The sequence below is a fragment of the Aurantiacibacter atlanticus genome (assembly GCF_001077815.2).
In the GTDB taxonomy this organism is placed as follows: domain Bacteria; phylum Pseudomonadota; class Alphaproteobacteria; order Sphingomonadales; family Sphingomonadaceae; genus Alteraurantiacibacter; species Alteraurantiacibacter atlanticus.
This window is the reverse complement of sequence record NZ_CP011310.1, coordinates 2,000,219-2,022,364: the sequence shown is the minus strand read 5'-3', so window position 1 is coordinate 2,022,364 and position 22,146 is coordinate 2,000,219. Positions and strand designations below refer to the sequence as shown.

22 protein-coding genes and 1 tRNA gene are annotated in these 22,146 nt (G+C 55.8%); 10 read left to right on the top strand and 13 right to left on the bottom strand.

The features are described from left to right. Positions 1–116 precede the first annotated feature (116 nt). A complete protein-coding gene (gene ychF, locus CP97_RS09740; protein WP_048885778.1) occupies positions 117–1,217 on the top strand; it encodes a redox-regulated ATPase YchF in 1,101 nt (366 codons plus the stop codon). Between the two features lie 3 nt (positions 1,218–1,220). On the opposite strand, the gene CP97_RS09735 is transcribed toward ychF, so the two are convergent. Together CP97_RS09735 and CP97_RS09730 are read right to left on the bottom strand one after the other, a co-directional pair. Further along, positions 1,221–2,096: a DUF2167 domain-containing protein gene (locus CP97_RS09735; protein ID WP_048885777.1), complete on the bottom strand. Its 876-nt coding sequence runs from the start codon at positions 2,094–2,096 to the stop codon at positions 1,221–1,223. 117 nt (positions 2,097–2,213) lie between these two features. After that, on the bottom strand, positions 2,214–3,479 hold the full coding sequence (locus CP97_RS09730) for a tetratricopeptide repeat protein (RefSeq protein ID WP_048885776.1): 1,266 nt from the start codon (positions 3,477–3,479) through the stop codon (positions 2,214–2,216). A 301-nt stretch (positions 3,480–3,780) separates the two neighbouring features. Between CP97_RS09730 and gyrA the strand changes: the two genes are divergently transcribed. Together gyrA and CP97_RS16375 are read left to right on the top strand one after the other, a co-directional pair. Continuing rightward, positions 3,781–6,627, top strand: a complete 2,847-nt coding sequence (gyrA, locus tag CP97_RS09725) for a DNA gyrase subunit A (protein WP_048885775.1) — start codon at positions 3,781–3,783, stop codon at positions 6,625–6,627. An 88-nt stretch (positions 6,628–6,715) separates the two neighbouring features. After that, a complete protein-coding gene (locus tag CP97_RS16375; RefSeq protein WP_169807764.1) occupies positions 6,716–6,889 on the top strand; it encodes a hypothetical protein in 174 nt (57 codons plus the stop codon). A 41-nt stretch (positions 6,890–6,930) separates the two neighbouring features. Here the strand turns inward: CP97_RS16375 and CP97_RS09720 are convergent, their stop codons facing one another. After that, positions 6,931–7,617 (bottom strand): lysoplasmalogenase family protein, encoded by a 687-nt coding sequence (locus tag CP97_RS09720; protein ID WP_048885774.1) that lies wholly within the window; start codon positions 7,615–7,617, stop codon positions 6,931–6,933. Positions 7,618–7,681: 64 nt separating this feature from the next. Between CP97_RS09720 and trmFO the strand changes: the two genes are divergently transcribed. Beyond that, the gene (trmFO, locus tag CP97_RS09715) at positions 7,682–9,049 is read left to right on the top strand and encodes a methylenetetrahydrofolate--tRNA-(uracil(54)-C(5))-methyltransferase (FADH(2)-oxidizing) TrmFO (protein WP_048885773.1); all 1,368 of its coding nucleotides are present in this window, start codon (positions 7,682–7,684) and stop codon (positions 9,047–9,049) included. Between the two features lie 4 nt (positions 9,050–9,053). Here trmFO and CP97_RS09710 read toward each other — a convergent pair whose 3' ends face one another. Together CP97_RS09710 and CP97_RS09705 are read right to left on the bottom strand one after the other, a co-directional pair. Then, positions 9,054–9,524: an EF-hand domain-containing protein gene (locus CP97_RS09710; RefSeq protein WP_048885772.1), complete on the bottom strand. Its 471-nt coding sequence runs from the start codon at positions 9,522–9,524 to the stop codon at positions 9,054–9,056. A 41-nt stretch (positions 9,525–9,565) separates the two neighbouring features. After that, positions 9,566–10,222, bottom strand: a complete 657-nt coding sequence (locus CP97_RS09705; RefSeq protein WP_048885771.1) for a hypothetical protein — start codon at positions 10,220–10,222, stop codon at positions 9,566–9,568. Positions 10,223–10,387: 165 nt separating this feature from the next. Between CP97_RS09705 and CP97_RS09700 the strand changes: the two genes are divergently transcribed. The 3 genes from CP97_RS09700 to CP97_RS09690 are packed head-to-tail and all read left to right on the top strand — an operon-like array spanning position 10,388 to position 12,860. Continuing rightward, positions 10,388–11,974, top strand: a complete 1,587-nt coding sequence (locus tag CP97_RS09700) for a Tad domain-containing protein (protein WP_161485451.1) — start codon at positions 10,388–10,390, stop codon at positions 11,972–11,974. Beyond that, the gene (locus tag CP97_RS09695) at positions 11,971–12,429 is read left to right on the top strand and encodes a TadE/TadG family type IV pilus assembly protein (protein WP_048885769.1); all 459 of its coding nucleotides are present in this window, start codon (positions 11,971–11,973) and stop codon (positions 12,427–12,429) included. Before CP97_RS09700 ends, CP97_RS09695 begins: the two co-directional genes overlap by 4 nt. Then, the gene (locus tag CP97_RS09690; RefSeq protein ID WP_048885768.1) at positions 12,426–12,860 is read left to right on the top strand and encodes a TadE/TadG family type IV pilus assembly protein; all 435 of its coding nucleotides are present in this window, start codon (positions 12,426–12,428) and stop codon (positions 12,858–12,860) included. The genes CP97_RS09695 and CP97_RS09690 overlap by 4 nt, the downstream gene beginning before the upstream one ends. Positions 12,861–12,968: 108 nt before the next feature. Here the strand turns inward: CP97_RS09690 and CP97_RS09685 are convergent, their stop codons facing one another. The 3 genes from CP97_RS09685 to CP97_RS09675 all read right to left on the bottom strand — a co-directional run bounded on the left by CP97_RS09685 (position 12,969) and on the right by CP97_RS09675 (position 15,926). After that, on the bottom strand, positions 12,969–14,354 hold the full coding sequence (locus CP97_RS09685) for a pyruvate dehydrogenase complex E1 component subunit beta (protein ID WP_048885767.1): 1,386 nt from the start codon (positions 14,352–14,354) through the stop codon (positions 12,969–12,971). Positions 14,355–14,357: 3 nt separating this feature from the next. After that, positions 14,358–15,431, bottom strand: coding sequence for a pyruvate dehydrogenase (acetyl-transferring) E1 component subunit alpha (gene pdhA, locus CP97_RS09680; RefSeq protein WP_227819571.1), 1,074 nt, complete (start codon positions 15,429–15,431; stop codon positions 14,358–14,360). Positions 15,432–15,605: 174 nt separating this feature from the next. Next, the gene (locus tag CP97_RS09675) at positions 15,606–15,926 is read right to left on the bottom strand and encodes an FtsB family cell division protein (protein ID WP_048885765.1); all 321 of its coding nucleotides are present in this window, start codon (positions 15,924–15,926) and stop codon (positions 15,606–15,608) included. A 120-nt stretch (positions 15,927–16,046) separates the two neighbouring features. Here CP97_RS09675 and hppD point away from each other — a divergent pair, with 120 nt between their 5' ends. Together hppD and CP97_RS09665 are read left to right on the top strand one after the other, a co-directional pair. Continuing rightward, a complete protein-coding gene (gene hppD / locus CP97_RS09670) occupies positions 16,047–17,165 on the top strand; it encodes a 4-hydroxyphenylpyruvate dioxygenase (RefSeq protein ID WP_048885764.1) in 1,119 nt (372 codons plus the stop codon). A 43-nt stretch (positions 17,166–17,208) separates the two neighbouring features. Further along, positions 17,209–17,285, top strand: a tRNA-Arg gene (locus CP97_RS09665). Positions 17,286–17,309: 24 nt separating this feature from the next. Here the strand turns inward: CP97_RS09665 and CP97_RS09660 are convergent. The 3 genes from CP97_RS09660 to grxC are packed head-to-tail and all read right to left on the bottom strand — an operon-like array spanning position 17,310 to position 18,918. Next, positions 17,310–17,810, bottom strand: a complete 501-nt coding sequence (locus CP97_RS09660) for a DUF1178 family protein (protein ID WP_048885763.1) — start codon at positions 17,808–17,810, stop codon at positions 17,310–17,312. 1 nt (position 17,811) lies between these two features. Further along, positions 17,812–18,639, bottom strand: coding sequence for a carbon-nitrogen hydrolase family protein (locus tag CP97_RS09655; protein ID WP_048885762.1), 828 nt, complete (start codon positions 18,637–18,639; stop codon positions 17,812–17,814). Positions 18,640–18,654: 15 nt separating this feature from the next. Continuing rightward, complete coding sequence (grxC, locus tag CP97_RS09650; protein ID WP_082863788.1) at positions 18,655–18,918, bottom strand: glutaredoxin 3; 264 nt, start codon at positions 18,916–18,918, stop codon at positions 18,655–18,657. A gap of 128 nt (positions 18,919–19,046) precedes the next feature. On the opposite strand from grxC, the gene CP97_RS09645 reads away from it, so the two are divergent. After that, positions 19,047–19,523: an Hsp20 family protein gene (locus CP97_RS09645; RefSeq protein WP_048885761.1), complete on the top strand. Its 477-nt coding sequence runs from the start codon at positions 19,047–19,049 to the stop codon at positions 19,521–19,523. A gap of 338 nt (positions 19,524–19,861) precedes the next feature. Here CP97_RS09645 and CP97_RS09640 read toward each other — a convergent pair whose 3' ends face one another. Both CP97_RS09640 and secG read right to left on the bottom strand, forming a co-directional pair. After that, positions 19,862–21,502: a CTP synthase gene (locus CP97_RS09640; RefSeq protein WP_048885760.1), complete on the bottom strand. Its 1,641-nt coding sequence runs from the start codon at positions 21,500–21,502 to the stop codon at positions 19,862–19,864. A 135-nt stretch (positions 21,503–21,637) separates the two neighbouring features. Next, on the bottom strand, positions 21,638–22,033 hold the full coding sequence (gene secG / locus CP97_RS09635; protein WP_048885759.1) for a preprotein translocase subunit SecG: 396 nt from the start codon (positions 22,031–22,033) through the stop codon (positions 21,638–21,640). Between the last annotated feature and the right edge of the window lie 113 nt (positions 22,034–22,146).

Below are 22,146 nucleotides of genomic sequence, written 5' to 3'. Positions count from 1 at the left end.
AAAGTGGTTTACCCCTGATCAATCGTCAATGCCTGTCTTGTGCCACTGGTATTGGCGCGGATCGCCCGCTAAAGGCCGCGCAAGATTGTAATCGTTAGACCAAAGGTAACTGATCCATGGGATTTCGCTGCGGGATCGTCGGCCTGCCCAATGTCGGCAAGTCCACCCTTTTCAACGCCCTCACCGAAACGCAGGCGGCGCAGGCGGCCAATTATCCGTTTTGCACGATTGAGCCGAACGTGGGCCAGGTTGCGGTTCCAGATCCGCGGCTCGACAAGGTGGCATCCATCGCCAATAGCGCGAAGATCATTCACACCCAGCTTGGCTTCGTTGACATTGCGGGCCTTGTGAAAGGTGCCAGTGCAGGCGAAGGTCTGGGAAATCAATTTCTCGGCAATATCAGGGAGGTGGATGCAATTGTTCACGTCCTTCGTTGCTTTGAAGATGACGATATCCAGCATGTTTCCAATCAGGTCGATCCTATTGCCGATGCAGAGGTTGTGGAAACCGAACTGATGCTGTCTGACCTTGAAAGCCTCGAAAAGCGGGTCGACAATGCGAAACGCCGTGCTACCGCAGGTGACAAGGAAGCGAAGGCGCTCGCCAGTGTATTGGGCCAGGCACTCGAACTGCTCCGTGAAGGCAAGCCTGCCCGGCTTACTCAGCCTAATGATGACGAGGAAGCTGCCCTGTTTGAACAAGCGCAGCTGCTGACTGCGAAGCCGGTTCTCTACGTTTGCAATGTGGCAGAGGAAGATGCAGCCGATGGCAATGCGCTGTCGCAACGCGTGTTCGAAAAAGCTGCTGACGAAGGAGCGCAAGCCGTTGTGGTTTCAGCCGCTATTGAAAGCGAGCTGGTGTCAATGGAGCCTGAAGATCGCGGAGAATATCTTGCCGAACTCGGCCTGGAAGAAAGCGGATTGGCACGGGTAATTCGTGCCGGATATCAACTGCTTGGACTGAACACCTTCTTCACGGCGGGACCGAAGGAATCGCGTGCCTGGACTTTCCCCAAGGGTGCAAAGGCTCCACAGGCTGCGGGTGAAATCCACACCGATTTCCAGAAGGGCTTCATTCGCGCTGAAACCATTGCCTATGACGATTACATCGCATTGGGCGGCGAAGCGGGTGCGAAGGATGCCGGCAAATTGCGCCAGGAAGGCAAGGAATATGTCGTGCAGGATGGCGATGTCATGATGTTCAAGTTCAACGTATAGCGCTCAATTATCCGGCTTCTTGCGGCTGAACAGGCGGCGCAACGGCGTAAGCATCGCCGTTCCCAAGACCAGTAGGGCAATCCCCAGCGGTTGCAGCAATTTGCCCAAGAGAGCCATCGCGCCGACATTCTTGGCGACCGCCACCCCAACCCCGGTGGCGACAACGCCAGCCACGCCATAGGCGGCTACGTCGTCTCGCCCAGCCTCGAAATCTTCATAGCGTGCGCCGCTATCAAATTCTGTCCGCCCGGCAAGATCGGCCGCTCCGGCGCGGATTTGGGCCAACTGATCCATTGTGCCGACGATATTCATGCTCAACACGCCGCGCCGTCCCAACAATCGCATGTCATAATGCAGGGCATTGGGTTCATCATCGAAGAAATGGAGCTCGCGCGCCCATGAAACAGTGTGGGCCACGCTGTCATATCGTGGTTCTTGCGCCCAACCGAGCACCTGGACTTCGGGATAACCCTCCGCACGCCTCTGCGCATTCAGCGCACGGGCGGCAGATTGCATCTGCACCATCAATCCCGCGTAATCGGTGTTGCGGGCGTCATCACTATCAACCCAACCGATCGGCTCCCAAGTGATGATGGCACCCCATGATTGCTGCCTCGGATCGTCTCCTGCCGGCATGACGATGCCCAACGCATTTTCGGCTTGCGAAGGAGGATTTTCCCAGATTTCGACCAAAATCGTGCGAGCATCTTCGGGACCATAAAAGCTGTAATCATCGCTCAAACCAATCTGGGCCTGGGCCTCTGTCAGCACTATGGCACCGGATTGCGGAGATAGCGCATCCACCGTCTCTGCCTGTGCAGGAAGCGGGTTGGCCGGAAGCACCGACACGGCAATCAAGGCGATCCAAATCGGGCGCATCGTGCCAATCGCTATAGCGCGATTAAATTACTGGGACGTGCACACCGAGCGCATAACAACAAAAACGGCGCAGAAAGCTGAATGCTCTCCGCGCCGCCATTGCGTCCTAATTAGGGCTTATTGCGTTGCGAGCGATTCTGCATAGGCAGACCACAGTTTCGCCACCGGAGTACGGGCGCCGCTCACCTGGCCAAAGGCTTCCTGTGCAGCAGCGTAATCGCCCTGCTTCACCAGCGTGATGCCAATACGCGTATTGGCCGTATTGCTATCAAAACCACGTTCGAGCGCGGTTTCATAAAAGCGCTCTGCTTCCGCATAATCTCCAAGAGAATACAGCACGTCGCCAGTTGTCAGCGCCATGCGCGCATCACCGCTTTCGCCTTCGGCGATAGTGGCAGCCTTTTCCCTGCGATCGGCTGCGGCGCGCGGTTCTGCAATGCCCCGAACTTCCACATAATAGGGGTCCGAAGCGTCCAACTGGCCAGAGGCTACACCGGCATCGAGTACGGTGATAACTTCGCTGCCCATGATACGCGGATCAAGATCTTCAACCAGCCGGATATATTCACCACGCTGTGTTATGGCGTCTGCTTCCAGCATCAGTCGGAACAGATCAACACGCGCCGAAGGTTCAAGTTCGTTCAGCGCATTCGCGACCTGCAAGGTGTTGGTCCAGTTCTGCTTGGACGGATTTTGACGCAGCAGGACAAGGGAAACATCTGTCGCTTCATTTGTGAGATTGGCATTATAGGCATCCTGCAAGCCTTGCAGCAGCCAGCTTTCGGGCACAGGCTGGCCAGCAACCTCAAGCTTGTTGGCTTCTCCAAGGATATAAGCCAACCCCGCTGTGGGATTATCTTCGCCCACATAGGTCTTCATCAGAAGAAACTCGGGATCGTTGGCAGCCGTCGTATCGGTATCGACATAGCCATTGGCAATCGCGGCCTCGATCGCGGCGCGGGCAGCGGCGTAATCACCGGCATTATATGCGTAACTTGCCACGTAGAAGTGGAATTGACCAAGCTGCTCAGGCGCAACCTTGCCACTAGCAATCATCATTTCCAGACCGGTGCGACGCAAGGCCCCATCGTCAAGCTGGTTGCCAAGAATAACCGTCAGATTGCCTGCGGCCATGCGATCATCATCGGTTTCGACCGCTGCATGCACTGCATCAAGCCGCGCACGCGCTGCTTCGTAATCCGGTGTTTCACCCTGAGTCAGGTCGGCAGTAGGCTGATAGACCTCGATGAAGCCAGATGAATAGTCTTGTGCCATGGCGGCAGGGGCGATCGCTGCGGTGCCAACTGCGGCACCGCCTGCCAGGGCAAGTGCCAGGGCAAATTGCGAGGATTTCCGGCGAGCGGAGCGGAAAGCACGAAACATTGATATTCTCTCCTAATAACTTCTTTTGGGGCACAAGTTCAGTCGAAACAGTTGCGCAGGTGTTCTGCATACAACGCCCCGAATTGCAATAATGTCCTACAGAAAGGCCGCTGAATGGGGTTTTAACGTATCTGTCAGTCAATTCGTCGAACCCGTGCCGCGCGCCAGGCCATCGCAGCTTGTGGCAGGTGTGGAAAAGACGGCAGTTCTCCCCATATGACAACGATGCAAAACTAGCGCTTACGCGCCCGTTCATCTAGGTTTTGCGAACAATTAGAACAGCGATGGAAAACCATTTTCAGTGAGCGACGAGACCGATAATCTCACGCCGCCTGCGGCACCCGAACAATTTGGTCGCATCGACATCGTCGATGAGATGAAAACGAGCTATCTCGATTATGCGATGAGCGTGATCGTCAGCCGGGCCCTGCCCGATGTGCGGGACGGCCTGAAGCCGGTTCACCGGCGCATTCTCTATGCCGCGCAAGTAGGCGGTTACACATCGAACAAGCCCTATCGCAAATCGGCCAAGATCGTCGGCGAAGTGATGGGGTCCTATCACCCGCATGGCGACAGCGCGATTTATGATGCGCTGGCCCGCATGGTGCAGCCGTGGTCGCTACGCCTACCGTTGATTGATGGTCAGGGCAATTTCGGCAGCATGGATCCCGATCCGCCGGCAGCCATGCGTTATACCGAAAGCCGTCTTGCCAAGGCTGCCGATCCGTTGTTGAGCGATCTTGACAAGGACACGGTCGATTTCGTTGATAACTATGACGGTTCTGAAAGAGAGCCGTCCGTTCTTCCTGCGCGCTTCCCCAATCTGCTCGTCAACGGTGCTGGTGGTATCGCCGTTGGTATGGCGACCAATATTCCGCCGCACAATCTTGGCGAAGTGATTGATGGCTGTTTCGCCTATATGGACGATCCCGGCATCACGTCCGAACAATTGCATGAGATTATTCCTGGTCCCGATTTCCCGACGGCACCACTGATTCTCGGTAAGACTGGCGCACGCTCTGCTTATACCACAGGGCGAGGTTCCATCCTGATGCGCAGTCGGCATGAAATCGAGACTGGCCGGGCTGGCAGGCAATCTATCGTGCTCACAGCCACTCCCTTTCAGGTTGGCAAGGCGGGGCTGGTCGAAAAGATAGCCGATGCGGCCAAGGAAAAGCGGATTGAGGGCATTGCCGACATTCGTGATGAATCCTCACGCATGGGTGTGCGCGTGGTGATTGAGCTGAAGCGCGATGCCACAGCTGATGTCGTGCTTAACCAATTGTGGCGACATACGCCTGCCCAATCAAGCTTTCCTGCCAACATGCTGGCCATTCGTGGAGGCAGGCCCGAAACGCTGGCGCTGCGTGAATTCATTCAGGCCTTCATTGCCTTTCGCGAAGAGGTTATTACGCGACGCACGAAGTTTGAACTGAACAAGGCGCGTGACAGGGCGCATGTGCTGCTTGGTCTGGTAGTCGCGGTTTCCAATCTGGATGAAGTCGTGGCGATGATTCGCAGCTCTTCCAACCCTGCGATTGCGCGGGAAAAGCTGCTTGCCAAGGAATGGCCGATTGGCGACATTGCGCAATATATAGCGCTGGTGGAGGCGATTGAGCCGACGAGTGACGAGGCCGGCGGGACCTATCAACTGTCCGAAAGACAGGTGAAATCCATTCTCGACCTGCGCCTGCACCGCCTGACAGCGCTTGGCCGAGACGAGATCGGCGACGAGCTGAAAGAACTTGCCGACAAGATCGAATATTACCTCTCGCTATTGGCTGATCGGGCCAAATTATATGGGGTAATGCGCGAAGAATTGCAGGAAGTGCGTGACCAGTTCGCAACGCCGCGCCTGTCCGAGATCGCGCCCGCATGGGACGGGATTGATGATGAGGACCTGATCGAGCGTGAAGAGATGGTCGTGACCGTCACGCACTCCGGCTATATCAAGCGCACGCCTCTTGCCACTTTCCGTGCCCAGCGCCACGGCGGCAAGGGCCGCTCCGGCATGGCCACGAAGGATGAGGATGCGGTTGTCGAGATGTTCGTAACATCGACGCATAACCCTGTGCTTTTCTTCACGAATACGGGCCGGGTCTATCGCCTGAAAGTGTGGAAACTGCCTGAAGGTGGGCCACAGACCAAGGGGCGCCCGATGGTTAATCTGCTGCCATTAGGCGATGAGGAGCGGGTTACCAATGTCCTTCCCTTGCCAGAGGATGAGGACACATGGTCTGCGCTCAACATCATATTCGCCACGGAACAAGGCATGGTGCGGCGCAACTCGATGGATGCTTTCACCAATGTCCCGTCAAATGGCAAATATGCGATGGGCTTCGTCGAGGACAGCGGAGACCGGCTGATCGGGGTGAAATTGCTGAGCGAGGAGCAGGAGGTCTTCCTTGCGTCGGATTCGGGCAAGGCAATCCGTTTCGCTGCAACCGATGCGCGCGAAACCAAGAGCCGCACCGGAATCGGTGTGCGCGGAATGACTTTGAAAAACGGTGCCAAGGTTGTTTCGCTGGCAGTGCTGGACAAGCTTGCACTCGATATGGAAACGCGTGAGGCCTACCTTCGTGCAGCGCCGTGGAAGAATAACGACGCCGAAATCGCACTGTCCGCAGACCAGCATGAGTCGATGGCGGAAGCAGAGGAGTTTATCCTCACGCTAACGGCCAACGGTTATGGCAAGATTTCGTCTGCTTTTGAATATCGCACCATTGGTCGCGGTGGACAGGGACTTACCAATATCGGCACGCCAGACAGCAATCCTGACCGCAATGGTCCGGTAGTCGCCAGCTTCCCGGTCAAACATGGCGGGCAATTGATGTTGGTAACGGATCAGGCAAAACTCATTCGTCTGCCGATCCTGTTCCGCCATCTTATTGAGGACGGATTCGAGAACCATAAGGGCTTCTCTATCTACGGGCGCGGATCGTCGGGCCTACGGATTTTTGATGTGGCCAAGGGCGAACATATCGTTGGGGCAGCATTGATTGACGAAGATGAATCGCCCGAAAACGAGGCGGAAGAGGCCGTTGTCGAGGAAATGGTCGAACGGCGCGGCGGTGGTGATGAGACAGAGCCGCACACGACCGCGCAGACCGATGATGATCTGGCCGAGGACGGTGGCGACGAAAGCTAAGCCAAACGATCTTTTTGCAATAATGCGAATGCGTTGATGCAAAGCCGGGTAGCATCGCCTATCCGGCTTTGCATCAGGAGACCCATTCATGAAATTCGTACCGTTGAAATCCCGCGGCGGCAATTATCTCGTCGTTGCCTCCAATGTCGCCTGGTTGCGATCGGACGAAAATGGCCAGACCAAAATTGGCATTGTTGGCTCTACGCCATTGCTGGTGGAGGGTAATATCGAGGATATTGCCGCGCTGATATCGGTAGATTGATCTGCGTGCCTGTCTGATTGTCAAAATTGACGCACGGCTGATTAGTGCTGGCCGCCCCGCACCACGCGTAATTCCGGATCCCGCTTGCGCAGAGTTGTCACAATGCCAACGGTGATCAGGAACATGCCGAGATAATAAATAGGCCAGACAAGATATTGCGGCACGGCGCTGCCGGATAGTGGCCCCATTTCGGCGATTTTCAGCAAGTCTGATACGATAAACAACATCGCGCCTGCCGCCACACGCAAACGCGCAAAATTGCTGGCCCAGGCACCTGCAGCCATCGCGCCAAGTGCCAATGCGTAGATTGCAGCCGGGAGCGAGACCCGGTCGTCATAAGGCAGCAGATAAGCGATGAATGGAGTTGCCAGCAGGAGCAGGATGAAGATCAGGCTGTCACGCCCTTCAAGAGGCTCTCCGCGATTGCGCAGGAAAACTACCAGTGCCAGCGCGTGGAATACGAAAAACGCCGCAGCACCTGCGCGCAGATCAAATTCGATGGCCATGTCGCCCACTGCTCCGGCAATAAGCGCAGCTGTCAATATCCGGGCAGAACAGCTCGAATGACGCATCCAGGCATACAGCGCAAGAAAGCCCACTGCGCACCCCTTGATCGGCACGAGGTAAATCTCTGGCAGCGCGCTGGCCCGCATGTAGTAAAACGCCAGGGCGGCGGCGACGCTCAGCACGAGGTAGGGACGTTTGTTCACAAGGGCACGGCGAGGCATGTCGCGTTTCCTAATGCGCAGGCAGCATTTGCGCCAGCGGCCAATCGCACTTATCTGCCGGCTCATGACACATCAGGTCCATATCATCGGCGGCGGTTTGGCCGGTAGCGAAGCGGCGTGGCAACTTGCGCAGCGTGGCATTCGCGTGAAGCTTTCTGAAATGCGCGGCGGAGGCGGCTCTACTGCTGCCCATCATACCGATGGCCTGGCCGAACTGGTTTGCTCCAACTCCTTCCGCTCTGATGATGACGCAAAGAATGCGGTTGGTCTGCTGCATCACGAAATGCGGCGTGCAGACAGCCTTGTGATGCGTGCCGGCGAAATCGCCCGGGTGCCTGCAGGAAGCGCCATGGCGGTGGACCGCGATGTATTTTCAGCCGAGGTCGAAAAAGCGCTCACCAATCATCCCAATGTCGAGATCGTGCGTGAGCAAATCGGCGCGCTCCCACAAGAGGGGCTGACAATCGTTGCGACTGGGCCGCTGACTGCCGCAGCGCTGGCCGAAAGCATTATCACCGTTACGAGAGAGGATCGGCTCGCTTTTTTCGATGCCATTGCGCCAATCGTTCATCGTGACAGTATCGATATGGACAAGGCCTGGATTCAGTCTCGTTGGGACAAGACGACCAGCGCCTCCAACGAAGGGGGCGATTACATCAATTGTCCCATGACGAGGGAGCAATATCTCGCCTTCCACCAGGGTCTGATGGATGCTGAAAAGGGCGAGTTCAAGGACTGGGAGGCAGACACGCCCTATTTCGATGGCTGCATGCCCATCGAGGTAATGGCAGAACGCGGTGTCGAGACCTTGCGTTATGGCCCGATGAAAGGTGTAGGGCTCGATGATCCGCGCACCGCTTGTGAGGAGTTTCCACAAGGACGCTGGCCTTACGCCGTGGTACAATTGCGGCAAGACAACAAGCTGGGCACGCTGTGGAACATGGTTGGCTTCCAGACCAAGATGAAACACGGTGCGCAGGTAGAGCTGTTTCGCACCATACCAGGGCTGGAAAATGCGGAGTTTGCCCGGCTTGGTGGGATGCACCGGAATACTTTCATCAATTCGCCCGAACTTCTTGATCGGCAATTGCGCTTGAAATCAGCGCCGCATATCCGCTTTGCCGGACAGGTTACGGGCTGCGAAGGCTATGTAGAAAGCAGCGCGGTCGGATTGATGGCGGGCATGATGGCCGCGAGCGAGCTTGCTGGAAATGCCTGGCCCCCTCCGCCACCGACAACGGCCATGGGTGCGCTGCTCAGCCATATAACGGGCGATGCCGATGCAGCCCATTTCCAGCCGATGAATGTCAATTTCGGGCTTTTCCCGCCGCTTCACGAGGTAAAGAAGAAGCAACGCAAAGAAGCCTACACTTCACGTGCCAAGGCTGATTTCGGAGAATGGCTGACGTTGTGTGACACTGTGCCCGCCTGAACGATTAACAATCGCAACGCGTGGAAGAGCTACGCCGCGGCGCTGGCGCGCTGGTGGCGAATTCTGCTGCGGTGAGTTCACTATTTTTGTCTGCATCCATCTCGGCAAATCTGTCGGAGGTGGAGATCGCCCATTCCTCAAAGGTCAGTAGATTATTGCCGTCCGTGTCGAGCCTGCGAAATCCCGAGGTGCGGCTGGACAACATTTCGTGCCGCGTGATCTTGAGATCACGGTTGCGATCATAACGGAAAAAGCGCCTCTGCTCGCGTGTCAGCTCGCTAGCTTCGGGCGGAGCCGGACCTTCAAGATCGGCAATGTCCGCAGTGGGCAAGGCATCGGGATCCTGTTCTTCCTCTAGCGCTTCAGGACTGGGCGGAGGCGCTGCTTCTTCGACTTGGGCCCTGCCCTGCATCCAGAACAGACCCAGCGCGGCCAGCAACAGCGCGCCAAAGGCGCCCAGAAGCATACGGTTCATGAATAGTCTCCCTGTTCCCCGGCCTGCTGCGCGTCTCTACGCTAACGTCCTGTAATTCCAACCCGCATCGCTAGAGCCATTGCAGCAGGGCCATCCAGCAACTCGCCTGAACCTTGCTTCAAGGCACGCTGGGTAAGAGCGTTCAGGACGGCTAGCGGACGCATCTGCCGATTGAGCTTTACACGCCCTGCCTGCAATTGTGCCAGTTGATGGAGCGCCACATCCCGCTCTGCCGGATCGCCAAGATGGAGCGCCAGATCGGCCAGAGCGAAGCGTTGACCAGCTTGCGCCACCGTTTCCGGATCGCCCTTGCCGCCCAGACCATCAGCAAGCGTCTGCCATGATGTCCCCCGCGCCGCGGCAAATGCGCGCACTTGCGCTTGGCCCAGTGATTCGACGAGCAATCCCTCCCAGCCATCGACCAGCTCTCCGAGAGCTTCAAGATTTCCGCGCCAGTCGCTCAAGGCAGACAGCAACGGCTCTCCTGCTGGCCAGTTTTCGGGATTTTCGGCCAGCCTGTCTCGCCACCACGCAAGCTTTAACTGCGCGATGATGGCTTCCCCATCGCCGCGCACGATAGCGGCAAGCCGCGTATCGAGCGCCAGAAGAACCAGCGTTTCGCGGCGCGCATCCCTGGGCGCATAACTAAGGGCAAGGCGTAAGGGCAGTGGCAGGCTTTCAAGCAGAATATCGTCCATCACCCTTTCCGGTGCCTGCCCTTGCCCACCCGCGTCAAGCTTGACCTTCCACAGTGAAGAGCATGGTGACTGCGCATTAACCTTGTCTGTTTAGACGATGGTTACCTGACGGGCGATATAGCCATGCAAGTATAGAGTTACCTCGCAATGGGAACAGGTAAGCCAATGATCACCAGGATCCGTCGTCACATCGCTCATATGTCGGGCTGCAACAGCGGCAATGCGACTCTTCTTGTTGCTCTCGGTATGCCCGTCCTCATTGGCGGCGCAGGCCTCGGGGTCGATGTCACCCAATGGTACATGTGGAAACGCGAATTACAATTCGCCGTGGATCAGTCTGCTGTTGCCGGTGCATGGGCAATGGCCGATGCCGATACGGAATCGACTTACCTGAAACGCGCCAAGCAGGAATTTAATGCCAATCTTTCGATAACCGAAGATTTCAATAGCGATCCATTGATATTGTTGGCAGATTTCGCCGGCGGTTCACAAAACTCGGTCGCGGTGTCAGCCACAGTTTCCAAGACGCTGCCTTTCAGCAGCATTGTCATGGGGGGGAAGACAGATGTCTTTGCCTTTGCACAGGCAAGCTTTGAAGAAGGCGTGAACCTTACCAGCTGCCTCATTGCACTTGACGACGAAGAAACAGGTGCGATCACAATCGGCGGCAATTCAATCCTGACAGCAAGTTGCGGTCTGGCCGCGCTTTCAACGGCAGATGAAGCGATTACCGTAAACGGCAACCCTGAAGTGCAGGCGGGCTGGATTCTTGCAGCTGGCGGTGTTGATCAATGGTTGAAAGATAACACCGATGACGTGATCATCGAAAATATGACGGGTCTGTACGATCCATTTGAGGATATGGAACCGCCCACGCCAGCGGAATCGGAGACAGCGCGCACCTATAGCTGCACTGCCGAACCAACCACGACCAAGGCGGACGTGAGCAGGCGGACAGTCACGACGTATGAGTATTACAAGGGCTCTAACAAGAATAATGCGGATCCCTGGGACAATCCTTCACCGAAGGAAAATACCAATCTGCTGACGGAAGCCTACGATCAGATTGTTCCTTCAGGAACCACCGCAGGAACCGAGGAATCCAACTCCGATATCTGGACTTCGCTAGGCGGCAAGGGGCAGGAGAAGCGTTGGGAGCGCAAGGTAGATACTGTTTCCACGACCTATGCGAATGTCACCACTGAAGGCGGGGATCCTGCCGGCAGCGTTCGTCCGGGAACTTACACTGATCTCCAAATTGGCTGTAACACAGCGTTCGCTCCTGGTGTTTACAACCTCGTCGGTGGCGGTTTGAAGATCACCAGCCAGTATGATGTCACAGGTTCTGGCGTGATGTTTGTCCTCTATGACGGCGCCTATATCGACATTACCGGCGGATCGAATGTCAACCTGACCGCGATGCAGGCTTCGGAGCTCATGAGCCTTGGCCTCACGGCTGATGAGGCCAATGGTCTTGCAGGGATGCTCGTCTTCGAAGATCGGGACTCGCAAGGCAGCAGCAAGACGAAGTTCAACGGCACTGCATCCACCGTGCTCAACGGCAAAATGTATTTCCCCATCAGCGAAGTGTTTTTCGCCGGGACCGTGAGTGTCACCAGCCAGTGCCTGATGATCGCGGCCAATACGATAACGATTACCGGCACTACGCAGATGTCGACTTTCTGCGATCCAGGTTCCTCTGAAGACACTACTGTCGTTTCGATTGCGGCGAAGGTAAGGTTGGTCGCATGATCCGCGCGCTTGCCCGACTGGCCTGCATTCGCCGCAATGAAGACGGTTCGATGGTTATCGAAACCGCCTTGGTCGCTCCGGTTCTGCTGGTTCTCGCCCTTGGCGGGTTCGAGGTCAGTTCCATGGTCTCCCGGCAGACAGAATTGCAGACAGCCGCCGCTGAATCGGCCGCTATCGTCCGCGCTGTCATCCCCGAAACCGCCGAGGAACGCACCACGGTGCGCGATATTCTGGTAACATCCACCGGCCTGACAAATGAACAGGTGACAATCAGCGAAGTATATCGTTGCGGTGCAGGCGATGCTTACAAGACCACCGCCGGAAGCTGCGGCGGTGGCACCGAATACAAATTCATCAAGGTGGACCTTACCGATACATATCAGCCTGTCTGGACCAAGTTTGGTCTGACATCAGGCATCAATTACAATATCACCCGCACGGTGCAGATCGGATGAATATGCGCAATTTTCTCAATCGCCTGCAGCGTGACAATGCTGGTGCCGCAGCCATCGAATTTGCGCTGATTGGCCCGGCCTTCATCGTAATGATGCTGGGTGTGCTCCAGGTGGGTCTTGGCCTACAGAGCTATAACTCGATGCGCAGTGTGTCTGCCGATGTCGCGCGATATGCGATGGTGCAGTACCAGACCGGAAACGAAATAACGAATGGCCAGATCAGGTCATGGGCCCGCAACCATGCGCAAAATGCGCCTTATCTCCTGGATGCACAACGCCTGTTCGTAACCGTTGAAGATGCAGGTACGCAGCGTGTTGCAGGTGCAAAGGAATTGACGATTACGGTCCGCTACACACCGACAAGTGTGTTGCAGATGATCGATGTTGATGGTCCGACGTTGACCTTCACGCGCCCCGCATTTCTCGCATAATTCGATTTCGGACAAGCCCTGCTCGGCGGCGGTATATCTCGCAATCGCAGATGCAAGGAAGGCGGACCTACGCCGCCCGCTTTCTTTGCATAGCAAGTCCTGTTCAGCTCAATCCACGTAGCAGACCTTCCGCACAGCCTTGACGATGCGATCCGTATCGATGATTGCCAGCTTTTCCAGATTGGCTGCGTAGGGCAGCGGCACATCTTCATTGCAAACGCGCAATACGGGGGCATCGAGGTCATCGAAGCCTTGCTCCATGCACACTGCGATCACTTCAGATGATATAGAGCAGGTTGGCCAGCCCTCTTCTGCAATGACTACGCGATTGGTCTTCGCCAGCGAGGCCAGGATTGTTTCGGTATCGAGTGGGCGCAATGTCCGCAGATCGATTACCTCCGCATCTATTCCCTGCTCTGCCAACTCATCCGCTGCTTCTAATGCGAGGCCGACAGAGATTGAATAGGCGACGATGGTGACATCGGAACCCTCGCGCATGATACGTGCCTTGCCGATAGGCAGGACATGATCGTCCAGATCCGGCAATTCGAAATTCCTACCGTAGATCAGTTCGTTTTCGAGAAATACGACCGGGTCTTCCGTGCGGATTGCGGCCTTCAACAAACCCTTCGCATCCTGCGCATCATAAGGCGCAATCACGATGAGACCGGGAACGCTTGCATACCACGGACCATAATTCTGGCTGTGTTGTGCGCCTACGCGGCTGGCTGCGCCATTAGGGCCACGGAAAACCACAGGACAACGCATCTGTCCGCCGGACATATAATTGGTCTTGGCGGCAGAATTGATGATGTGGTCAATTGCCTGCATGGCAAAGTTGAATGTCATAAATTCAACGATCGGGCGAAGGCCGCCCATAGCCGCCCCTGTGCCAATGCCGGCAAAGCCGTATTCGGTGATTGGCGTGTCGATCACGCGTTTGGGGCCGAATTCATCAAGCAGGCCCTGCGTTACCTTGTAAGCGCCCTGATATTCAGCGACCTCTTCGCCCATGACGAACACCCGCTCATCACGGCGCATTTCCTCTGCCATCGCATCACGCAAAGCTTCGCGCAGCGTCATCTTGACCATGGGCGTGCCTTCCGGAACATCCGGATCGGCAGCACGCGGCGCGCTTTGCAGCTTGGTAATTTCAGCTTCGGAAGGTTCACGACCAACATCCTTGCCTTCACCCGGCACATCTTCGACCTCTTCGGATGGAGCCGGAGCGGAAACGGAGGATACATCTTCATCTTCGCCTGCGAGAATTGCGATGACGGTCCCAACCTTCACTTCTTCAGTGCCCTCAGCGATCAATATCTTGCCAACTGTGCCTTCATCGATGGTTTCGAACTCCATCGTGGCCTTGTCAGTTTCAATTTCGGCAAGCACGTCCCCTGCCGATACACTGTCACCTTCTTTCACCAGCCATTTGGCCAGAGTGCCTTCTTCCATGGTGGGAGAAAGGGCGGGCATCTTCAGTTCAATAGCCATCGCTCAATACTCCTCGACCAGAACTTCTGTGTAGAGTTCCGCCGGATCGGGCTCTGGCGAGCTTTCAGCAAAATCGGCCGCTTCGGCCACGATTGCACGAATTCCCTTGTCGATTTCCTTCAACCTCTCCTCCGAAATGCCGAGCTTGCCCAGATCGACCTTTGCCCGTTCGATCGGATCGTTCTTCTCGCGCTGGCCCTGCACCTCTTCACGCGTGCGATATTTAGCTGGATCGGACATTGAGTGTCCGCGATAGCGATAGGTATTACATTCGATCAGCACCGGCCCATTGCCATCGCGCACATATTTGAAGGCAATCTCAGCGGCTTGGCGCACCTCGAGCACGTCCATGCCATTAACGTCCATGCCGGGGATGCGGAATGCGGCACCGCGTCGGTAAAACTCGGTTTCGGCAGATGAACGATTGACCGCCGTTCCCATTGCATATTGATTGTTTTCCACCACGAACACGATCGGGAGGTTCCAGAGCGCTGCCATGTTCATGGTTTCATAAACCTGGCCCTGGTTCGCCGCGCCATCGCCGAAATAGGCGAGGCAAAACCCACCGTCTTCATTGTATTTATGCGCAAAGGCGAGCCCGCCACCCAGGGAAACCTGCGCGCCCACAATGCCGTGGCCACCGTAGAATTTATGTTCAGTGCTGAACATGTGCATTGAACCGCCCTTGCCCTTCGAAATGCCGGCACCACGTCCGGTCAATTCTGCCATGATGACCTTGGGATCGATGCCATAGGCGAGCATGTGACCATGATCGCGATAGCCAGTGATCACACTGTCGCGTTCATTATCCAGAGCGGATTGCAAGCCGATGGCTACGGCTTCCTGGCCGATATAAAGATGGCAGAAACCGCCGATAAGGCCGAGGCCGTAAAGCTGGCCTGCCTTTTCCTCGAAGCGGCGGATCAACAGCATCTGTTCGTAGAAATGGAGCAACTGCTCCTCGCTCGGCTTGAGACGACGGTCCTTTTCCAGAGCATTCTGAAGGGCGCCCAGATCAACGCCCTCGCCGGATGATGACTTTACTGATTCGGATTTTGAGGTGGCGGCTTTGGCCAAGGCAATTCCCCTGTTAGTGCCCATTGTGGGCATCGTTGCTACCAATTTAGGTGACCTATAGTCGCGGACCGGTTTCGCTGGCAACGCTGTGCATACGAATTTCGCCGCTTGGGTTAATTTGCTTCGGTGCAGTCACCGCTCTGGACGCTTTACACGCCGTATCCAGTTCCCCAATCAGTGGAGCGGCTCCAGCTCGACGACATATTCGTCCTGATGGGCGACATTAAGGTCCCTCCTTACCAGTTCAGAAGCGAGGTCGGGATCGACATGATCCGCATCCAGCAATTCCAGCCTGTTTGCCAGAACGGCCCTTTCTTCTTCCAGCGTGGCTATGCGTTGCTTGTGATCTTCAAGCTGCGCTGCCTGATCACTCCATGCCAAAAGCCCTGATGGCCCCATCAAGGCCAGCAAGCCGATAAGGATCAGCACGAGCAAGGCAATGGCGTTGCCAATCCTTTCACGCACGATATCGCGCCGATTGATGCTTGTATTCATAGGTGTCCTTGAATCACAGGAAGACCTTTGTTTCAAGGCCCTTGCGCCATCACACCCCGATTTCGCGTCATCCGGCACGAACGCTTGCGGTTTCTGCCGAAACAAGTTACAAGTGAAACCATGACTGATCTCTTCGAAAATCCAATTGGCCTTGATGGCTTTGAATTTGTTGAATTCTGCGCGCCCGAGAAGGGTGTTATAGAACCGGTGTTTCAGGCGATGGGCTTTGCCCATATCGCTTCCCATCGCTCCAAAGACGTGGACGTTTGGCGACAAGGCCAGATCAATCTGATCATCAATTACGAACCGCGCTCAGCCGCATGGTATTTTGCTCGTGAGCATGGACCATCCGCCTGCGGCATGGGGTTCAGGGTGAAGAACGCGGCCAAGGCGTATGACGAATTGCTGGTACGCGGGGCGGAACCTGTGCAGGTCGAGACCGGACCTATGGAAATACGCATACCGGCCATTCGAGGGATCGGCGGCGCATTCATTTATCTGATTGACCGCTATTCGGATGAAAATGGCAATGGCCTTTCCATCTACGACATTGATTTTGAATTTCTGGACGGGGTTGAAAAACACCCTGAAGGAGCCGGCTTCAATGTCATCGATCACCTGACGCACAATGTCTATTCAGGCCGGATGGCGTATTGGGCAGACTATTACGAAACGCTGTTCAATTTTCGCGAAATTCGCTTTTTTGACATCAAGGGTGAGTATACCGGACTTACGTCAAAGGCGCTCACCGCGCCCGATGGCAAGATTCGCATTCCGCTCAATGAAGAAGGCGAAGGGGGCAAAGGCCAGATTGAAGAATTCCTGCGTCAATTCAATGGCGAGGGAATTCAGCACATTGCCTTGATCTGTGATGATCTTGTTGCCGCGTGGAACAGGCTGAAAGATTTCGGCGTGCCATTCATGACCGCCCCTCCCGAAACCTATTACGAAATGCTCGATGAACGACTTCCGGATCATGGCGAGACGGTTGATGAGCTAAAGATGCGCGGCATCCTGCTCGACGGGACAACCGAAGGTGGCAGCCCTCGCCTGCTACTGCAGATTTTCGCAGAGGCACAGGTAGGCCCAGTGTTCTTCGAATTTATTCAACGCAAGGGTGATGAAGGTTTTGGAGAAGGCAATTTCAAGGCTCTTTTCGAGAGCCTTGAACGTGACCAGATTCGCCGCGGCGCGCTGAATGTTGAAAATGCCGCCGACAGTGGCGAGGTTGATGCGTAAGGCAGTTGTGCCGATCAAATCTCCCGCCTAAACGAGCCACGACGCGCCCGTAGCTCAGTCGGATAGAGCATCGGATTCCTAATCCGGGGGCCACAGGTTCGAATCCTGTCGGGCGCACCATTTATCAATGGCGTGTGAGTAAGGTCAGTTCAGCTTTTCAGGTGGAGCCACTGGGAAAGGCAGCGGGGCGACCGCCACACCTTCATCCAGCAAATCCCGGGCTTCCTGCGCACTCGCCTCACCGTGAATCGAGGCGTGTTCACGCTCACCATAATGCATGGCACGCGATTGCTCCGCAAAGTCCTTGCCGACCCATGTGCTGTTCTTGAGAGCCTTGGCCTGCGCCTCTGCCAGTTTGCCCAGTGCCTTCGTCACTTCGGGCGGCATGGGATCATTGGACAGCCCCTTGTCAGCCTGTGGTTGAGCGACTTCTTCAACCGGCACAAGTGGCCCTGATTGCTTGCCGCTTTGCTGGTTACCCTTCTTGCCAACGGCAGGTGACATCGGAGCTTTGACGATCTCAGCACTGCCACATTCGGGGCAGTCCAACATACCACTTTCCTTTTGTGTAGCGAATTCGTCAGATGAGCCGAACCATCCTTCGAATCGGTGGCCATTGGCGCAGGTGAGATCAAAAACTATCATGTTAAGGCGATCTAGGGATATCACGCTTGTTGGCAAGGCTCGGTAATTGCTGACGCACATGCTGGGTACGAAATGGGTCTATTTCTGCAAAGGCCACGCCGGGATGCGTGCCACCCATGTCGAGAATATTTTCACCCCATGAATCGATAACCGCTGAATGGCCATAGGTTGATCGCCCGTCCTCATGCTCTCCCACCTGGGCGGCCGCGATAATATATGCGCTTGCTTCAACCGCGCGGGCGCGCAACAACAGGTCCCAATGCGCTTTGCCCGTGGGAACAGTAAAGGCGGCGGGGATGGCAATTGCATCACATTGGTGCTTGCCCAGTTCTTCGAACAGGGCAGGAAACCGCATGTCATAACAGATCGCAAGTCCAAGTCGCCCAAGCGGTGTATCAACTGTTATAACCTGATTTCCCGGCACATAAGCGGCGGATTCGCGCCAGCTTTCACCAGTGTCCAGCTCGACATCAAACATGTGTATCTTGTCATACCGAGCTACGATCTCGCCATTCTGGTCAATCACGAAACTGCGGTTTGCCCATCGTCCGTCCTCGCGAAGAATGGCGAGCGAACCCAGTGCGATCATCAGTCCTTCGCGAGCGGCTGCATCGCGTACCTCCTGCAGAACGGGATCGTCGTTCTCCTTGCAGATGGATTTTTGAGCGCGTTCACGATTGCGATCAAGCAGGCCACTCATCTCTGGCGTGAAGAGCATCTTCGCCCCGCCCTGCGCGGCCTCTGCTGCTGCCTTGATGATTGTTCGACCATTGCTTTCGGGCACGATCCCCGATGTCATCTGCAAAAGAGCGATGCGCCTCGAATTCATATATTCGCTACCCCGTTACAGTCCGAGCATGGCATCGAGCTTGCCTTCACGTTCCAGCATCGCAAGCTCATCCGACCCGCCAATGCTGCGGTCGTCGATGAATATCTGCGGGACGGTCGAGGCGCCGGGTTTGCGCCGCACCATATCGTCCCGCTTTTCCTGATCCATGCCTATATCATACTCGTTATATTCCACGCCCTTGTCATCCAGAAGCCGCTTGGCCCGAGCACAATATCCGCAAAACATCTTCGTATAAATTTCAACCTTGAGTGCGCTCACAGCGATTCCTTTATCTTCAAAGTCTTACCGCTCTTGAATCAGAAGAGCCGTTTCTTATCTTCTTAACGCGGATGCCACCTGTCGGGTCCGCAAATTGTCAAATTGCTCAAACTAGAGGATTTGTTGAAATGAATCGATTTGATCTTACCCCCTATCGCCGTTCCACAGTCGGCTTTGATCGCCTGTTTGACCTGCTCGAAAACACCAAGAGCGGGTCGTCGGGCGACAATTACCCTCCTTTTAATATAGAGCGCCGTGATGACGATGCCTATCGCATCACCATCGCCGTGGCAGGATTCCGTCCTGAAGACGTCGATATCACGGCCATGCAGAACCTGCTCGTCGTGCAAGGGAAAAAGCGCGAAGAATCTGTCGAAGGCGAGATGCTGCATATGGGCATTGCCAATCGCGGGTTTGAGCGCCGCTTTGAACTGGCCGACTATGTCCGGGTTGAGAATGCGGACTTGAAGGATGGTCTTCTAAATATCGATCTGGTGCGCGAAGTGCCTGAGGCGATGAGGCCCAAGAAAATAGCTATCGGCGGCAAGACGCTGGAAGTAGTCAAGGGCGATAAATCGGACGACAATCAGACGAAAGTCGCCTGATATATATTGAATAAATTTGTAGTAAAAAATTGGGGGCGAGCCTAAAAGGCTCGCCCCCTCGACGCATCGCGCCGACTAGCCTTTGAAAATGGGCTGTCCGGGTCGCAAGAGACAGCCAATTCCATTGGCAAGACCACACCGGAACGACGCACAAAGACGGATTTGGCGCGCTACCGGCTGATAATTTTAAACCCTAACTCGGGCATATTTGTGACTTAAATGACGAACTCTGCCAGACGTGTCCCCACACGCCTGCACTGACAAGCATGTTAGGCGTTGGCAATTAACGAAGGCAAGGAATTTCTTCGACCATTAATGTGGAAGTGTCCCACATATGTTCAAACCAATCGGGATTGCTCAATGGCAGCCGCGATGAAACCCGAAAACAACGGGTGTGGATCGAATGGGCGACTCTTCAGCTCTGGGTGGAACTGCACACCAACGAACCAGGGGTGATCGGGTCGTTCGACGATTTCGGGAAGAAGGCCATCGGGTGACATGCCGGAGAATATCAGCCCGCCGGCTTCAAGACGTTCCTTATAGGCTGAGTTGACCTCATAACGGTGGCGATGCCGTTCCGAGATTTCGCTCGCACCGCCGTATATGCGCGAAACATGGCTGTTACCAGCCAGCTTTGCAGGATAGGCTCCGAGACGCATGGTGCCGCCCATATCCGTATCTGCGGAGCGCTGTTGTAGCCCCTCTTCGCTCATCCATTCGGTGATGATGCCGACCACCGGTTCCTTCGTCTGACCGAATTCGGTTGATGATGCGCCGTCAATGCCGGCCAGGCTGCGCGCGCCCTCGACACAGGCCATCTGCATGCCGAGACAAATGCCAAAGAATGGAACCTTGCGTTCCCGCGCAAAGCGGACGCTGGCGATCTTACCTTCACTCCCCCGCTCACCAAAGCCGCCGGGCACCAGAATGGCGTGGAGCGGCTCCAGCTGGGCGGCAATAGCATCGTCCTCCTGTTCGAAAACCTCGGCATCGATCCAGCGGATATTGACCTTTGCGCGATTGGCCATCCCACCGTGCACCAACGCCTCATTGAGCGATTTATAGGCATCTGGCAGGCCGACATATTTGCCGACCACGCCAATAGTGACCTCGCCTTCGTAATTCTCGTAACGGTCAACCACGTCTTCCCAGCGGGCCATTTGTGGCAAGGGCGTGTCTTGCAACAGGTCAAAGTGGCGCAGGACTTCGGTATCTAGCCCTTCTGCATGATATTGCTGCGGCACGGCATAAATACTGGACGCGTCCAGCGCCTGAATTACCGCTTCCTTGCGCACATTGCAAAACAGCGCGATCTTGTTCCGTTCACTTACCGGAAGTGGGTGTTCACAGCGGCACAGCAGGAGATTTGGCTGCACACCAAGGCTCGTCAACTCACGCACGGAATGTTGTGTAGGCTTGGTTTTCAGTTCGCCGGCAGCCGATATATACGGCACCAGCGTGACGTGAACGAGGCAAGTCTGTTCTGGCGGCAGATCGTTGCGCAACTGGCGGATCGCCTCAATGAACGGGAGGCTTTCGATATCGCCTACTGTTCCGCCAATCTCGCACAGAATAAAGTCGTGATCGTCCTGATCCTGAAGGGCGAATTCCTTGATGGCATCGGTAACATGCGGGATGACCTGCACCGTAGCGCCGAGATAATCGCCGCGACGTTCCTTTGCGATGATGTCGCGATAGACGCGGCCCGATGTGATGTTGTCGTTCTGATGTGCGGAAACGCCTGTGAATCGTTCGTAATGGCCAAGATCCAGATCGGTTTCGGCCCCATCGTCGGTGACGTAAACCTCGCCATGCTGATAGGGGCTCATTGTCCCCGGATCGACATTGAGATAGGGGTCGAACTTGCGAATGCGTACCTTATAGCCACGCGCCTGCAGGAGCGCAGCAAGGCTTGCTGCCATGAGACCTTTGCCGAGCGATGAGACCACGCCGCCGGTTATGAAAATGTACCGCGCCATGGGAGTTGGGCCTTAAGGTGAGAGGCGGATTCGACGCAAGCACAATCCCGAAAAATCGGCAGCTGGCATCAGGCTTGTCCCCGCATTTGCGACGACAGCTTCAAATTCCGCAAAAACGATTGCGTGGATTATCCCTTACTGGGCGACGTCGGCCAGAGGATCTTCGTCGGGTGCGGGAATGGGATCTACAGGCGCTTCACCATCCAGGCCTTCATCAGCCGGGAACAGTTCTGATCCGTCATCACCGGACGCCGTAGTGGAGCGATCAAGCGTATCATCGAAATCGCGCTGGCCCGATGCATCTACGGCAACTGCCGCCAGCACGATCGCCAGCACGACGAAGAGGACAGCGAACCATTTGGTCGCGCGCGTAAGAAAGTCAGCCGCACCGCGCGCCGACATGAGGCCCCCAGGGCTACCCCCACCGCCAATTCCCAGTCCGCCGCCTTCCGAACGCTGCATAAGGACAAGGATAACCAGTCCGGCTGCGATAAAGGCCTGAATTACGGTTAGGAAGACGAAAAGGGTCATGTCGGATCAATCAGTCAGATATAGAAGGTTCAACGTCAAGGCGCGCATGTAGTCCGCACAGAGGCTTCCCACAAGGGCCGAACCGTTGGCTCATGCGAGAGAAGAACCGGATT